Source organism: Shimia aestuarii, from assembly GCF_022814865.1.
GTDB lineage: Bacteria > Pseudomonadota > Alphaproteobacteria > Rhodobacterales > Rhodobacteraceae > Shimia > Shimia aestuarii_A.
Genome location: NZ_JAKVRD010000002.1, coordinates 294,362 through 309,905, shown reverse-complemented (window position 1 = coordinate 309,905; position 15,544 = coordinate 294,362). Strand labels below are relative to the sequence as shown.

Sequence of the window (15,544 nt, the reverse complement as noted above, 5' to 3'; positions counted from 1 at the left end):
TTATACCCTTTGACACGCCGCGATTGTTATGGCAGGTGGCCCGAACCGTCGACAAGACTATGAGATACTGAAGGGGATATCCCATGCCCAAGGAAGAATGGGGCGTTAAGCGCGTATGCCCGACCACTGGTAAACGCTTTTACGACCTGAACAAAGACCCGATCGTGTCGCCCTACACCGGCGAGAAGGTTGAAATCGAAGCCGGCAAAAGCCGGATGATCGAGGCCGACTCCGAAGACGCCGCAACCCTCAAGGCCAAAGCGGCCACCGCTGAGGATGCCGAAGTGCTCGAGGATGACGACTCGGTTGATCTCGATCTCGGTGATGACGTGCTCGACGATGACGATGATGACGATAACGTCTCTCTCGACGAAATCGCCGACGTCGCCTCCGAAGACGACGACAGCTAACGCATTTCGCCTTTGTGCCGGAACACCGGATAAAGGCGAAACATGCACGGCGCTTTAAATTTTTCGGAGCGGGTTTTTTCGCTTGATCCCGCTCCGACATACGCCTAAAGAAGCGCGCACAGGCCAATAGGCCTGCAAGTTTGGGGCCTTAGCTCAGTTGGGAGAGCGCTTGCATGGCATGCAAGAGGTCAGGGGTTCGACTCCCCTAGGCTCCACCAAACTTCCCTCGACATTCTGAAACAATTGCGACCGGTCCATACGGGTCTCGTGCCGTCATTGGAATTTTTCCGTGTTCGCTCTACGTTCTTGCCCATGCGAGTCGATCTGAACAGTGCCTTTCCCCTCCGTCCTGCCCGCGTCCATGAGGTCTGCGGCGCGGCGGCGGTGAGCTTTGCGGCGATTGCCGCGCGCGGGACGGTGCTTTGGATCCGCGAGAGCTGGCTGCCCGAGACTCTGCACCCGCTCGGCCTGATGCCTTTCCTCGCCCCCTCCCGCCTGCTCCTTGCCCGCCCCAAGGATCAAACCGATGGCCTCGCCGTCGCAGAAGAGGCGCTAAAGGACGGCGCGCTGCCCTTTGTTGTGATCGAGATCACCCGGCCATTGGACCTGCGCGAAGGACGGCGGCTGCAACTGGCGGCCAAAGCAGGCGGGGCCACGGGGCTTTGCCTGATCCCCGAAGGCATGGGTTCGAACGCCTCCGAAACCCGCTGGAAGGCGACACCGAGCTTCGATCCGCACAGGGAAGACTCGACTCTGATGCGCTGGGAAATTATTAAGAACAAATCGGGAACAAATGGAGCCTGGAATGTTCGATGGGATCAGGAAACGCATCGTCTGCATGTGGTTTCCCCGGCTGGCGAGCGACCGGGTTCTGCGCGCCCGCCCGGTTGATGGCCCCTTCGTCCTCACCCTGAGGGAAAGCAATACGGACCGTCTCTATTGCCTCAACGCAGCGGCGGAACGGCTCGACCTTGCCCGCGGCATGAGCCTTGCCGATGCCCGCGCCTTCTGTCCCGACCTGCTAAGCCAACCGGCGCGCCCCGACCTCGACGCGCAGTTCCTCACCGCCCTGCGCCGATGGGCGCTGCGCTATTGCCCATGGGTCGGACATGAAGGGGTGGACGGATTGGCCCTCGACGTCACCGGCGCGACCCATCTTTGGGGCGGCGAGGAGGAGATGCTCGCGGATATGCAGGCACGCGCCACCCGTGCGGGGCTGACCCTGCGCCTCGGGATCGCAGACAACCGTGGCGCAGCATGGGCATTCGCGCATTTCGGCACGGGGCAGAACAGGCTCGAAGACCTGCCCGTCGCCGCCCTGCGCCTTGACGACAAAACGGTGACCGGCCTGCAACGCCTCGGCCTGCGCCGCATCGGCGACCTGACCACCGCCGCCCGCGCCCCGCTCGCGCGGCGCTTTGGTCCGGCCCTGATGGAGCGGCTGGACCAGGCGACAGGGCTCCTCCCCGAACCCGTTACCCCCGAGAAAGAGCCGCCGCATTACGCCGTCCGCATGAGCCTGCCCGAACCGATCGGCCTTGCCGAAGATGTCATGGGGGTCTGCGCCCGCCTGCTCGCCCCGCTCTGCGACAAGCTCATGGCCCAGGAGACCGGCGCGCGCCAACTCTGCCTGACCCTGCGCCGCGTCGATCAGGGGAGCCAGCAGGTCGAACTGCACCTCGCCGCCCCGATGCGCGATCCAAACCGGATATTGCCCCTGTTCCGGCGTGGCGTGGACGCGGTCGACGCGGGCTTTGGCATTGACCAGATCCGCCTCGAGGCGACGCAGGTCGAACCCCTCGCCGTGCAGCAGATCGGCAGCGCCCAAGCCGCCCCTGACCAACTCAACGATCTCATCACGCGGATCGGAACCCGCATCGGGCTGGAGAATATCCAACGCTACCTCCCCGCCGATAGCCACATCCCCGAGCGCGCCTTCTCCATCGCCCCCGCCGCCTTCAGCGCGCCACAAAACGGCTGGTCCGCACCGCGTCCACGCCCCTTGCGCCACTTTCCCCCGGAAGCGATTGCCGCCACCGGCCCCCGCCCACCCGCGCGGTTTCGCTGGCGGCGCATGACGCTCACCACGGGGCGCGCCATCGGGCCGGAACGGATCGCGCCCGAATGGTGGATGTCGGACGAGGCGTGGCGCTCGGGGCTGCGCGATTACTGGAAGATCGACACGCGCGAGGGCCGTCGCCTCTGGCTCTTCTACACGCCGCAGAACCCCGGCTGGTTTGTGCAGGGGGAATTCGCATGAGCTATGCCGAGCTTTGCATCACCTCGAATTTCACCTTCCTCACCGGCGCATCCCATCCCGAGGAACTGGTGCTGCGCGCGGCGGAACTCGGACTTGAGGCGATTGCCATCACCGACCGCAATTCGCTGGCCGGGGTGGTGCGGGCCTATTCCGCGCTCAAGACCCTGCGCGACGAGGCCGCCGAATCCTTGCGCGTGCGCTCCTCGCATCAGATCGACCCCTCCTCGCGCCAGTCCTTCGGGCAACCGCAAGACCTGCCCGCCCCGGCCACGCCCCGCCTGCCGAAACTCATTGTCGGCGCGCGTCTTGCCCTGCACGATTGCTCAGTGGAGTGGATCGCCCTGCCCACGGACCGCGCCGCTTATCATCGCCTCTCGCGCCTCCTGACCCTTGGCAAGCGGCGGGCGGAAAAGGCCGAGTGCCACCTCGACCTTGCCGATCTTGAGGCGGGCTGTGCCGGGATGATCCTGATCGCCCTGCCACCGCGCAGGCTGCGCGAGGCCCGCGCCCCGCTCGAGCGGCTGCAACGGCGCTATCCGGGTCAGGTCTTTCTTGGGGCCCCTCCGCGCTATGACGGCTCGGATCAGGCGTGGTTCGATGCCTGTGCTGCCCTCGCCTTGCGCTGTTCGACACCAATGGTGGCCGTGGGCGACGTGCTGATGCATCACGGCAAGCGCCGCAAGCTCGCCGATGTGCTGACCTGCCTGCGTGAGGGGCTGACCATCGACCGCATCGGCACGCGCGCCCTGCCCAATGCCGAACGCCGCCTCAAGGGCGCGCCCGACATGACCCGCCTCTACCATCGCCACCCGGCCGCCCTCCGGCGCAGCCTTGAGATCGCGGCGCGCTGTGGCTTTGACCTCTCGGAATTGAGCTATGAATATCCCGACGAGATGTCCGAGGGCGAAACCCCACAGGCCCGGCTCGAGCGGCTGACCGGCGAGGGGCTGCGGCGACGCTACCCGGACGGGGCTTCGGCGCGGGTCCACGCCTTGATGACGAAGGAACTAAACCTCGTCGCGGAGCTTGGCTACGCCCCCTATTTCCTCACCGTCCATGACATCGTGGCCGAGGCCCGCGCGCGCGGCATCCTCTGTCAGGGGCGCGGCTCTGCGGCCAATTCCATCCTCTGCTACCTCCTCGGCATTACCGATGTCGGCCCCGACGTAATCGGCATGGTTTTCGAGCGTTTCATCTCCCGCCACCGGGGAGAGCCGCCCGATATCGACGTGGATTTCGAACATGAACGCCGCGAAGAGGTGATCCAGTGGATTTACGAGAAATATGGTCGCGAACGCGCCGGACTTTGCGCCACGGTGATCCATTTTCGCACCCGCGCCGCGATCCGCGAGGTTGGCAAGGTCATGGGCCTCTCGCAAGACCTCACCGCCCGTCTCTCGGCGGATATCTGGGGGCTGACGAACTCGGGGGCCGACATGCAGCGCGCCAAGGAACTTGGCCTCGACCCCAAGGACAAACGCCTTGCCCAGACCATCGCCCTCATCGGCGAGATCATCGGCTTTCCCCGCCACCTGAGCCAGCATGTCGGCGGCTTCATCATCACCCGCGGACGGCTCGACGAGCTTTGCCCGATCGAGAACGCCGCGATGGAGGGGCGCACCGTGATCGAATGGGACAAGGACGATATCGACGCCCTCGGCATCCTCAAGGTCGACATCCTCTCGCTCGGGATGCTGACCTGCCTGCGCAAGAGCTTTGCGCTTTTGGCCGAGCATGAACAGACCGCCCTCTCCATCGACACCGTGCCGCAAGAGGACAAGGCGACCTATGACATGCTGCAACGCGCCGACGCCGTGGGCGTGTTTCAGGTCGAAAGTCGGGCCCAGATGAATTTCCTGCCCCGCATGAAACCCGCGACCTTCTATGACCTCGTGATCGAGGTCGCCATCGTCCGCCCCGGCCCGATCCAAGGCGGCATGGTCAAACCCTATATCCGCCGACGACAGGGGCTCGAGGCGCCCGAGCCCTTTGGCCCCGCCCTCGAAGAGGTGACGCGCAAGACCCTCGGCGTGCCCCTGTTTCAGGAACAAGCGATGCAGATCGCTGTCGTGGGCGCGGGTTATACCGCAGAAGAGGCCGACAAGCTGCGCCGCTCTCTGGCCTCGTTCCGGCGCATGGGAACCATCGGCGAACACCGCGACCGTTTCGTGCGGGGCATGATGGACAACGGCTATGCAAGGGACGTGGCCGAGGCCTGCTTTTCCCAGATCGAAGGTTTTGCCGATTACGGCTTTCCCGAAAGCCATGCCGCCGCCTTTGCCATGCTGACCTATGTCTCCTCATGGCTCAAATGCCATCACCCGGCGATCTTTGCCTGCGCCCTGCTGAACTCCCAGCCGATGGGTTTTTATGCCCCGGCCCAGATCGTGCGCGACCTGCGTGACCACGGAGTCGAGGTGCGTCCCGTCTGCGTCAACCGCTCCGACTGGGACAATGCCCTCGAACGCCGCGCCGATGGCGCACTCGTCCTCCGGCTCGGCTTTCGCCAGATCAAGGGCTTTCGCGAAGAAGACGCCAGATGGATCAGCGCAGCGCGCGGCAATGGCTATCAAGACCCCGAGAGCGTCTGGCTACGCGCGGGCGTATCGCCCTCCGTCCTCGAACGTCTGGCCGAGGCCGATGCCTTCATCGGCATGGGCCTGACCCGGCGCGACGCACTCTGGCAGGTGCGTGCGATCCGCGCCCCGAAACCGCTGCCGCTCTTCTCCGATCCGATGGATGGCGAGGGCATCCACGAGCCGGACATGCACCTGCCCGGCATGCATCTGGGCGAAGAGGTGGTCGAGGATTATGTCGCCCTGCGCCTCACGCTGCGCGCCCACCCGATGGAGCTTTTGCGCCCTTCGATTCCGGGCCTGACGCCGCATGATCGCCTGCCCACCGCACCGCTCAGGCGCACCACGGTCTGCGGCCTCGTCATCACCCGGCAACGCCCCGGCACGGCCTCGGGCGTGATCTTCCTCACGCTCGAGGATGAAACCGGCGTCTCCAATGTCGTGGTCTGGCCCAAGGTTTACGAGCGTTTCCGCCGCAGCGTCATGGGCGGACGGCTCCTGCGCGTGACGGGACATCTCGAACGCGAAGGCATCGTCGTGCATCTCATCGCCGACCATATCGAGGATTTATCCCGCAAATTGTCCGAGCTTGGCCACCCGCTCGATGACGCAATCGGCCTGACCCAGCCGCAGGCCGATGACGCCCCGAGACCGCGCCAGAAACCCACCGCAAGACACCCCCGCGAACAGGCCAAACGCCTCTTCCCGAGCCGGGATTTTCATTGATTCCAAAAGGCGCGCCGCGCGGCTCAGACCTTGAGTTCGAGCGCGTGCTTCATCTCTTCCATCGACAGGCTCGAGGACACGTCATAGATCGCCACGCGCGACACCAAGGTCTTGTAAAACGCATCGAACGCCTCGGTGGATTCGACCTGCACCTTGAGGATGTAATCCGTCGTCCCGGCAAGCCTGTGAGCCTCTGTAATTTCGGGCATTTCTTCGATTGCAGCGCGGAACGCATCAAGCCACGCCGCGTCATGTGCCGAGGTTCGGATACTGACGAAAAACGTTTCCCGAAGCCCGATTTTCCGCGGGTCCAAGATCGCCGCCTGGCGCAGGATCGTGCCGTTCTGCATCATCCGCTGAAGCCGGTTCCAAACGGTGGTTTTGGACAATCCGACCTTCGTCGCGATTCGCTCGAGCGAGCGGTTGGTATCCTTTTGCACTTCGCGCAGGATTTTCCGGTCGTCATCGTCGATGTCTGGCGTTCCCCGGCTCATGGCACCCCCTGAACAGCACTCCGCCTCGAGGCGGCATTTGGAATACTGTTCATACCAGCAGGATCCGGAATTGCAAATCCGGAACATCCGTCCACATTTTCCTTCAAAGCGAGCGAATTTCCAATTCTCAACCCACGGAGCCCGCCATGACCGAGTCCCAGAACCGCACCGGCATCCCCGGTCAGACCATCCTCGTTGCCGGGGCCGGTGACTGTGCCGTCAAGGCGCTGCGCGGTCGTGTCGGCACCGGTCCGCGCCTGCGCGTCTTCGGCCCCAACCCGGCACCGCAGATCGTCGCTTGGGCCGAGGCAGGTGCGCTGTCGCATATCCCCCGCGCCCTGACCCGCGCCGACGCAAATCGGGCCGCCGGGCTGATCCTTGCAACCGGCAATCCCGCCGGAGACGCTGCCGCTGCACGCATTGGCGCAGATGCCGGGATCGGCACGGACGTCACGCAGGGCACCGAGCAGAACGCCAAACAGGGCCATGTCTTCTTCATCGGCGCTGGCCCCGGTGATCCCGAACTGCTGACCATGCGCGCCCATACGCTCCTGAGCGAAGCCGAGGTCGTCATTCATGACCGCCTCGTGCCCGCGCCGATCATCGCGCTCGCCAACCCGGCGGCCGAGATCATCGAGACCGGCAAGACCGCCTTTGGCCCCTCGTGGAAACAAGAGGACATCAACGCCCTCCTTGTCGCCCGCGGCAAGAACGCGCGTGTCGTGCGCCTCAAGTCCGGCGATAGCGGCATCTTCGGCCGCCTCGACGAAGAGATGGACGCGCTCGACGCCGCGGGCATCGCGTTTACCATCACCCCCGGCATCACGGCCTCTGTCGCCGCCGCTGCAACCCTCAAGGCAAGCCTGACCAAACGCGGACGCAACACCGGTCTGCGCATCATCACCGGTCATGACACCGAGGGATATGCGGATCAGGACTGGCGCACGCTGGCCGAACCCGGCGCCGTTGCCGCAATCTACATGGGCAAATCCGCCGCCACCTACCTCCGGGGCCGACTGCTCATGCACGGCGCCGAAGACGCAACACCTGTGACCATCGTCGAGAACGCCTCGCGCCCGGATCAACGCATCCTGCCGACGACGCTCCTGTCGCTGCCCGAAGCACTCGACGCCGTGACCGGCCCTGCGGTTCTCATGCTCGGTCTCGCCCCGCGCGACGCCACCGCCATCGCTTTGAAGGAGGCCCTCTGATGCCCCGTCCCTTTAGCCCCAAAGTCGCCACCACAAATCACCTGATCGAAGGGGACGTGATCTACTTCACCGATCCCGGCTGGAGCCGTGAACACACGGATGCCGCAGTCGCCACGACAGAGGAGGAGGCCAACGCGCTTCTCGAGCGTGCCTCGCAGGAACCCCACCTGACCGTTGGCGTCTATCTCGCTGACGCCGCGCTTGTCGACGGCCGCCCGATCCCAACCCACTTCCGCGAGGAATTCCGCACCCGCGGCCCCTCCAACTACTTCCACGGAAAGCAGGCAGACTGATGTATATCTATACCGATTTCGACCGCAATTTCCTGCGCGCCCGCGTCGCCGAGTTCCGCGATCAGGTCGAGCGCCGCATCGATGGCTCTCTGACCGAGGATGAATTCAAACCGCTGCGCCTGATGAACGGCCTCTACCTGCAGCTTCACGCTTACATGCTGCGTGTGGCGATCCCCTATGGCTCCCTGCGTTCGGCGCAAATGCGCAAGCTCGCCGAGATCGCAGATCGTTGGGACAAGGGCTATGGCCACTTCACCACCCGCCAGAACATTCAGTTCAACTGGCCCAAGCTTTCGGATGTGCCGGACATGCTCGACGCGCTGGCCGATGTGAATATGCACGCGATCCAAACCTCGGGGAACTGCATTCGCAACGTGACCGCCGATCACTTCGCCGGCGCGACGCCGGACGAGGTCGAAGATCCGCGCATCACCGCCGAGCTGATCCGCCAATGGTCGACCGATCACCCGGAGTTCGCCTATCTCCCGCGCAAATTCAAACTCGCCGTGACCGGCACCGAGGAAGACCGCGCCGTGATCCGCTTTCACGACATCGGCATCCGCGTGCGCGAACAAGATGGCGAAGTCGGCTATCAGATCGTGATTGGCGGTGGCCTTGGCCGCACGCCGATGATCGGCAAAGTGGTGCGCGAGTTCCTGCCGCGCGCCGATCTCTTCGCCTATCTCGAGGCGATCCTGAAAGTCTATAACCTCTCGGGCCGCCGCGATAACAAGTATAAAGCGCGGATCAAGATCCTCGTCCACGAGACCGGGTTGGAAGAGCTGAAGTCCCGGATCGAGACCGAGTTCGCAACCCAAAAGCGCCTGCTGCCCGACCTCAACCCCGAGGTCGTTGCCAACGTCCGCGCGAGCTTTGTGACACCGGCGTTCAAAGACACTGATTTCGACCCTAACAAAGCGCAATCGCCCGCTTTGCGCGCCTTCCTAGACACCAACGCCCGCGACCACGCGCGCGCCGATCATGCGAGCGTCACGGTTTCGATCAAACCCATCGGCGGCACGCCTGGCGATGCGACCTCGGACCAGATGCGCGCGCTGGCGGATATCGCTGAAGCCTACGGCTATGACGAATTGCGCATCAGCCACGAGCAAAACGTGATCCTGCCACATGTGCACCGCGCCGACCTGCCCGCCGTCTATGACGCCCTGCGCGCCGCAGGACTGGCGACGGCCAATGTCGGGCTGATCTCGGATATCATCGCCTGCCCGGGCATGGATTACTGCGCGCTCGCAACCGCGCGCTCGATCCCCATCGCCCAGCAAATCGGCGAGGCCTTTTCCGACCTCGACGCCCAGCATGATATCGGCCCGCTCAAAATCAAGATCTCGGGCTGCATCAACGCCTGTGGCCATCACCATGTCGGACATATCGGCATTCTCGGCCTCGACCGGGCCGGCGTGGAGAACTACCAGATCACGCTCGGTGGAGACGGAACCGAAGAGGCCGCCGTCGGAACGCGCACCGGCCCCGGATTTGCCTATGACGAGATCGTGCCCGCCGTAGAGCGCCTGATCGAGGCCTATCTCGACCAGCGCCTCTCGCCCGAGGAAACCTTCCTCGCTGCTTACCGCCGTCTCGGTCTCGCACCGTTTAAGGACGCCCTTTATGGAGATGCACATGCCAAGGCCGCATGACGCCCTGCCCACCGCGCGGCTCAACACGCGCTTTGGTGACGCCTCTGCCGAAACGATCCTCGCCGTGGCGCTGGATCGCTTCGACGGAGAGATCGCAATGGTGTCCTCCTTCGGGGCGGATTCCGCTGTGCTCTTGCACATGCTGTCCGCACTCGACCCTTCCGTGCCGGTCCTGATGCTCGATACGCTGATGCTCTTCCCCGAGACCATCGCCTATCAACAAGATCTCTCCGAGCATCTCGGCCTGACGGATGTGCGCCGGATCACCCCAGCGCCGGAAGCCGTCGCCGCGGCCGATCCTGACGGTACGCTCAACAAGAGCGATAGCACCGCCTGCTGCGACCTGCGCAAGGTCGTACCGCTGCGCGACGCGCTCGGCCCTTTCACCGCGTCGATCTCTGGCCGCAAACGGTTCCAGACCGGCCAGCGCGCCGCCATGCGCGCCTTCGAGGTGGATACAGACGGTCTGATCAAGGTGAACCCGCTCGCGGCTTGGACCCCGGCGGACATCGCCGCCTATCTCGACCGCCACGACCTGCCGCGTCACCCGCTTGTCGCCAAGGGCTTCCCCTCCATCGGCTGCGCCCCCTGCACCACTCCCGTGGCACCGGGCGAAGACTCCCGCGCCGGGCGCTGGCGTCAGGAAGACCGCCAGGAATGCGGCATTCACATCACCCCGGACGGACGTATCGAAAGGAAAGCCGGATGACCGAGACGACCCAGATCATCACCCGCGAAGGCTTTGTCGAAGACCGCTTTGCCGGAACGAACATCCCGACGCTTGAGGAGTATACAGGCGGCGGCGCAGTGCTGTTGCCTGTCGATGCCAACCCGTCCGCTCTCGCGCCCCATCTCTCGACGCTCGCGCTTGTGGTCATCCCCTTCGCAAGCTCAGCAGATGGGCGCGGCTTTTCCCACGCCGCCGCCCTGCGCACGCTCGGCTTCAAAGGGCATGTCCGCGCCCGCGGCCATGTCCTTGTCGATCAATTCCGCGCCGCCCTGCGCGCGGGCTTTGATGATGTGGAGATTTCCGCCGCACAGGCCGCCCGCAACCCCGAGGCGCAATGGCTCGCGGTGCCGCATGACACGTGCTACCAGACCCGGCTCTTTGCGGCGTAAAACCTAGAGGCGGCCTGCAAAGGCCGCCACGACCTGCTCATAGACGCCACGTTTGAACGGCACGATATTGTCGATCAACTCGTCCACCGGGAGCCAGCGCCACTCCGAGAACTCGGGATGCTCGACCTCGATATTGACGTCCTGATCCGTCCCGTGAAAGCGCAGCAAGAACCATTTCTGCTCCTGCCCCTTGTAGCGCCCCTTCCAGATGCGCGGCACGATATCGGCAGGCAGGTCATAGGAAATCCACCCCTCGGTTTCCCCTTCAACCGTGACCAACGACGCCGACACCCCGGTCTCTTCCTCCAACTCGCGCAGCGCCGCCTCCTTCGGGCTTTCGCCCTTATCGATCCCACCCTGCGGCATTTGCCAGGCCGGTACCTCGCTATCGAGCCGCTGGCCGACAAAGGCATGCCCCTCGGCATTGACGAGCATCACGCCCACGTTGCGGCGATAGGGCAGTTTGGCGATCTCTTCAGGGGTCATGGCACATCTCCGGCTTGGCACAACCCAACACCTACCCAAGCCGCGCCCGTCAGGCAATTCGCCTTTCCGCCACGCTCTCTTTCTCTTGCCAAAAATATCCCGGGGTGAATTGCCTGCCGTGGCAGGCAAGAGGGGCAGCGCCCCTGCACCATATGAAAAGGGCGGGGAAATCCCCGCCCTCTCCCTGTAATTTGGCCGGGGCTTACTGCTCCGGGCCGAGCTTCGAAAGACCTTTGAGGATGTCGATCGCATAGGCGAGCTGATAGTCCTCTTCGCGCAGCTTCGCGGCCTTCTCGGCCTTGGCGCGGTCGGCCTCGATCTGGCGAATTTGATCTTCGGTCAGGCTGTCATTGTCGAGGCTGCCCCGCAGGTCCGCTTCCGACCGGAAACGCCGCTTGGTCGTGTCCTCTTCTTCCTCGCTCGCGTCCTTGCGGCGCGGCTGCGCAACGACGATATCGGGCGACACGCCAAGCGCCTGGATCGACCGGCCCGAAGGCGTGTAATAGCGCGCCGTGGTCAGGCGCATCGCCCCATCACCCCGAAGCGGCATCACCGTCTGGACCGAGCCCTTGCCGAAAGATTTCGTCCCGACCACGATCGCACGACGATGATCCTGAAGCGCACCGGCAACGATCTCCGAGGCCGAGGCCGAACCGCCATTGATGAGAACCACGATCGGCTTGCCATCCGAAAGATCGCCCGGCGTCGCGTTGAACCGGTCGCCATCGGCGGGGTTGCGACCACGGGTCGACACGATCTCGCCCTTCTCGAGGAAGGCATCCGAGACCTTGATCGCCTCGGTCAGCAAACCACCGGGGTTGTTGCGAAGGTCGAGCACAATGCCGTTGACGTTGTCCATCCCACCAAGCGCCTCGACCTGTTCGGCAAAGCCCGACTCGAGGTTCGGCGTGGTCTGGTCGTTGAAGGTGGTAATCCGAAGCACCACCGAATCGCCCTCGGTGCGCGACCGCACAGCGGTCAGCTTGATCGTGTCGCGGATGATCGACACATCGAACGGCTCTGCCTCGCCTTCGCGCACAACGGTGATGACGATCTCCGATCCCACCGGGCCACGCATCAACTCGACGGCCTCGTCAAGGTTCATCCCCAAAACGCTTTCCCCATCCACATGGGTGATGAAATCTCCCGCCTCGATCCCCGCGGCATCCGCCGGGGTGCCATCAATCGGAGAGACGACCTTCACGAACCCGTCTTCCTGCGTGACCTCAATGCCAAGCCCGCCGAACTCGCCACGGGTTTGCACCCGCATATCCGCGGCATCTTCCGGCGACAGGTAGGAGGAATGCGGATCAAGCGAGGTCAGCATGCCGTTGATCGCCGCTTCGATCAGGTCTGCCTCATCGACCTCTTCCACATACTGCGCACGGATGCGCTCGAAAATATCGCCGAACAGGTCAAGCTGCTCATAGACGTTGCTGGTCTTCGCGCTCTCCTGCGCAAGAAGCGGCCCGGCCACCTGCATGGCAAAGAGCGCGCCCGTGAGAGTGCCACCCAGCGCGGCAATGACAAATTTCTTCATCTATAGTTCATCCTTGTCTGTCCGGAACCACGTTTCCGGGTCCACGGTGGTCTTGCCTTGTCTGACTTCTATATAGAGCGTTTCTGTCCGTTCTTGACCAGAGCCATCACTGACCTGTGAAAGGATTGCCCCGATTTCCGGGTCATTTCCGCCCATAAGACCCACGGGCGTGCCCTCGGGGATCACCTGACCGGCATTGCCATAGACCGCCTCCATGCCCGCAAGCACGAACAACAGCCCCGGCTCCGCTTCGAGGATCACCACGTTGCCATAGTCGAGAAGCGGCCCGCGATAGCGGATCGTCGCCGCAGTCGGCGATACCACGAGCGCACTGGGCCGTGTCGCGAGCACAAGCCCCGGACGGCGCACGCCCGCCGCATCCGCTTCGCCCGCGCGGCGCAGCACCTGCGCCTCCGCCGGCAAGGGAAGCTCGCCCTTGCGGGCATCCAGATCGGGAAGCACCACGGCGCTCTCTCCGGTTTCCTGAATATCGACGAGACCGCTGGCAAAACCGTTGAGCGTTTCCGTCGATGCAATGAGAAGCGCGATTTTGACCGGATCATCGGCAAAGCGCTGTGGCAGATCAGTGCGATCCGCGATGGCCTGCGAAAGCTCGGTGCGCGCTGTCTGAATACCGCTCAGGCCATCCTGCAGGGCCTCCGCAGCGTCTTCCTGCAAGGCGCGCAGGATCTCGATCTCTTCGAGGTCAGCCCGAATGCGCGCCGCCCCTGCCTCGAGCGCCGGGGTCACATCGGCAAGGATCATTCCCGCCCGTGCCGTTCCTGTCGGACCATCCGGATGGAGAAGCATGACCGGACCACCGCCCGGCCCCATGCCACGCCCGACCGATTGCAGCACACCAAGAAGACGCGCCGTCTCCCCCTCGCGGCGCTTGAGATCACGACGCAGCCGGGCCTCGCGTGCCGCCGCCCGGCGCAACCCTTCGCGCATTGCCTGCAACCCGGCCTCGAACCCCTGCACCGTCTCGGTCAGGGCTGCGACCCGATCGCGCGCATCCCCCGCCTCTTGCAAGGCAAGCGATGCGGTCTCGATCTTCTGCGCGGCCGCCCGTGCTGCGTCTGCCGGACTCGCCCCACCCTCTGCCGTGGCAGAGCCTGCAAACCCGAAGGCGATCAGAGCTGCGGCGGCGAGATGTTTCATCGCAGGATCAGGCTCTCCCCGGTCATCTCCGCGGGCTTGTCGATCCCCATCAGGTCAAGCAGCGACGGCGCGAGGTCCGCAAGCCGCCCCTTGCGCAAGGTCGCGCCTTCCGGCCCTCCCACGAGGATCACCGGCACGGGGTTCGTCGTATGCGCCGTGTGCGGCCCACCCGTCACCGGGTCCACCATGGTTTCGCAATTGCCGTGATCGGCGGTCACGATCATCGCACCGCCCGCCTTTTCAAGCGCCGCGCGCACCTTGCCAAGCCCTTGATCCACGGCTTCGCACGCCGCCATCGCCGCCTTGAGGTCGCCGGTATGGCCGACCATATCCGGGTTGGCATAGTTGGTCACGATAAGGTCATAGCCCTCTTCGATCGCGCCCACGAAATGCTCGGTGACTTCTTCTGCCGACATCTCCGGCTGAAGGTCATAGGTCGCAACCTTGGGCGAGGCCGCCATATAGCGATCTTCGCCCGGCTCCGGGTCTTCCTTGCCGCCGTTGAGGAAAAAAGTGACGTGCGGATATTTCTCCGTCTCGGCAAGGTGGAACTGACGTAGCCCCTTCTTCGCCACCCATTCGCCAAGCGTGTTGACGATCTCCTGTTTCGGGTAGGCGGTGGTCATGTAGGTGCTGTGCTCCTCCGAGTAATCCACCATACCCAGAAGCGCGGCCCAATTCGGGCGCTTGCCAGTGTCGAACCCGTCGAAATCCGGCTGCCCGATCGCGGCAAGGATTTCCCGCGCCCGGTCGGCCCGGAAATTGAGACAGAAGAACCCATCCCCATCCAGTGCCCCGGCATAGTCGCCGATCACTGTCGGCGTGATGAACTCATCGCTTTCCGAGCGGTTATACGCATTGCTGACCGCCGTGACCGCCGTCGCCGCATGGTTGCCCTCACCCTTGACCCAGGCGTTATAGGCTTCCGAGACCCGGCCCCAGCGGTTGTCGCGGTCCATCGCAAAGTAGCGACCCGAAATCGTGACGATCTTTGCCCCCTCCGGCATCCGCTCGGCCATCGTCTCAAGATAGGTATAGGCCGATTTCGGCGCCACATCGCGCCCATCCGTGATCGCGTGCAGAGCAACCGGCACGCCCGCGTCTGTCACTGCTTTCATCGCCGCGAGGATATGCTCGATATGGCCATGCACGCCACCATCCGAGATCATGCCCATGAAATGCGCCGTGCCGCCGCTCGCCTTGAGCGTCTCGCAGAAATCCTTGATCGCCGCGTTCTCGAAGAACGACCCATCCTCGATCGCAAGATCAATCTGCCCAAGGTCCATCGCCACCACGCGGCCCGCGCCGATGTTCGTGTGGCCAACTTCTGAATTGCCCATCTGCCCGCTCGGCAGGCCCACATCCGGCCCGTGCGTGATCAACGTCGCATTGGGACACTCTGCCATCATCGTATCGAAGACCGGGGTGTTGGCCAGTGCAGGCGCGTTCGCCTTCGTGGTCTCGCTAAGTCCCCAGCCGTCGAGAATACAAAGCACGACAGGTTTCGGTGTGGTCATATCGGACGGCTCCATCTCTCTTTGCAGCGCCTTCTACCCCTTGCCGCCCCCCGCGTGAACCGCTTTCTCCCTGCCTGCCACCATTTGCCCCTTTCC

At 64.1% G+C, this 15,544-nt stretch carries 14 protein-coding genes and 1 tRNA gene; 10 read left to right on the top strand and 5 right to left on the bottom strand.

Annotated elements, in window-relative coordinates:
* The first annotated feature begins 83 nt into the window (after positions 1 to 83).
* From MK745_RS03595 to MK745_RS03575, 5 genes are all read left to right on the top strand, one after another.
* Positions 84 to 410: a TIGR02300 family protein gene (locus tag MK745_RS03595; protein ID WP_243611896.1), complete on the top strand. Its 327-nt coding sequence runs from the start codon at positions 84 to 86 to the stop codon at positions 408 to 410.
* Between the two features lie 142 nt (positions 411 to 552).
* Positions 553 to 628: transfer RNA gene (locus MK745_RS03590), tRNA-Ala, on the top strand.
* Positions 629 to 722: 94 nt separating this feature from the next.
* Complete coding sequence (locus tag MK745_RS03585; RefSeq protein ID WP_243611895.1) at positions 723 to 1,301, top strand: ImuA family protein; 579 nt, start codon at positions 723 to 725, stop codon at positions 1,299 to 1,301.
* Entirely contained in the window at positions 1,216 to 2,670 is a 1,455-nt protein-coding gene (locus MK745_RS03580) for a Y-family DNA polymerase (protein WP_243611894.1), read from the top strand. Before MK745_RS03585 ends, MK745_RS03580 begins: the two co-directional genes overlap by 86 nt.
* The gene (locus MK745_RS03575; RefSeq protein ID WP_243611893.1) at positions 2,667 to 5,972 is read left to right on the top strand and encodes an error-prone DNA polymerase; all 3,306 of its coding nucleotides are present in this window, start codon (positions 2,667 to 2,669) and stop codon (positions 5,970 to 5,972) included. Before MK745_RS03580 ends, MK745_RS03575 begins: the two co-directional genes overlap by 4 nt.
* Before the next feature lie 23 nt (positions 5,973 to 5,995).
* Here the strand turns inward: MK745_RS03575 and MK745_RS03570 are convergent, their stop codons facing one another.
* Positions 5,996 to 6,466, bottom strand: a complete 471-nt coding sequence (locus MK745_RS03570; RefSeq protein WP_243611892.1) for an Lrp/AsnC family transcriptional regulator — start codon at positions 6,464 to 6,466, stop codon at positions 5,996 to 5,998.
* A 146-nt stretch (positions 6,467 to 6,612) separates the two neighbouring features.
* On the opposite strand from MK745_RS03570, the gene cobA reads away from it, so the two are divergent.
* From cobA to MK745_RS03545, 5 genes are read left to right on the top strand one after another with little or no spacing between them, the layout of a single operon-like run.
* Positions 6,613 to 7,677, top strand: a complete 1,065-nt coding sequence (gene cobA / locus MK745_RS03565; RefSeq protein ID WP_243611891.1) for a uroporphyrinogen-III C-methyltransferase — start codon at positions 6,613 to 6,615, stop codon at positions 7,675 to 7,677.
* Positions 7,677 to 7,970 (top strand): DUF2849 domain-containing protein, encoded by a 294-nt coding sequence (locus tag MK745_RS03560; protein WP_243611890.1) that lies wholly within the window; start codon positions 7,677 to 7,679, stop codon positions 7,968 to 7,970. The genes cobA and MK745_RS03560 overlap by 1 nt, the downstream gene beginning before the upstream one ends.
* A complete protein-coding gene (locus tag MK745_RS03555) occupies positions 7,970 to 9,625 on the top strand; it encodes a nitrite/sulfite reductase (protein WP_243611889.1) in 1,656 nt (551 codons plus the stop codon). The genes MK745_RS03560 and MK745_RS03555 overlap by 1 nt, the downstream gene beginning before the upstream one ends.
* Positions 9,609 to 10,334 carry a phosphoadenylyl-sulfate reductase gene (locus MK745_RS03550; protein WP_243611888.1) on the top strand — a complete coding sequence of 242 codons (726 nt, stop codon included), beginning with the start codon at positions 9,609 to 9,611 and terminating at the stop codon, positions 10,332 to 10,334. The genes MK745_RS03555 and MK745_RS03550 overlap by 17 nt, the downstream gene beginning before the upstream one ends.
* On the top strand, positions 10,331 to 10,744 hold the full coding sequence (locus MK745_RS03545; RefSeq protein WP_243611887.1) for a DUF934 domain-containing protein: 414 nt from the start codon (positions 10,331 to 10,333) through the stop codon (positions 10,742 to 10,744). Before MK745_RS03550 ends, MK745_RS03545 begins: the two co-directional genes overlap by 4 nt.
* A 3-nt stretch (positions 10,745 to 10,747) precedes the next feature.
* Here MK745_RS03545 and MK745_RS03540 read toward each other — a convergent pair whose 3' ends face one another.
* The 4 genes from MK745_RS03540 to gpmI form a co-directional block, all read right to left on the bottom strand.
* The gene (locus tag MK745_RS03540) at positions 10,748 to 11,230 is read right to left on the bottom strand and encodes an RNA pyrophosphohydrolase (RefSeq protein WP_243611886.1); all 483 of its coding nucleotides are present in this window, start codon (positions 11,228 to 11,230) and stop codon (positions 10,748 to 10,750) included.
* A 202-nt stretch (positions 11,231 to 11,432) separates the two neighbouring features.
* Positions 11,433 to 12,770 (bottom strand): S41 family peptidase, encoded by a 1,338-nt coding sequence (locus MK745_RS03535; protein WP_243611885.1) that lies wholly within the window; start codon positions 12,768 to 12,770, stop codon positions 11,433 to 11,435.
* On the bottom strand, positions 12,771 to 13,931 hold the full coding sequence (locus tag MK745_RS03530; protein ID WP_243611884.1) for a murein hydrolase activator EnvC family protein: 1,161 nt from the start codon (positions 13,929 to 13,931) through the stop codon (positions 12,771 to 12,773).
* A complete protein-coding gene (gpmI, locus tag MK745_RS03525; RefSeq protein ID WP_243611883.1) occupies positions 13,928 to 15,448 on the bottom strand; it encodes a 2,3-bisphosphoglycerate-independent phosphoglycerate mutase in 1,521 nt (506 codons plus the stop codon). The genes MK745_RS03530 and gpmI overlap by 4 nt, the downstream gene beginning before the upstream one ends.
* Between the last annotated feature and the right edge of the window lie 96 nt (positions 15,449 to 15,544).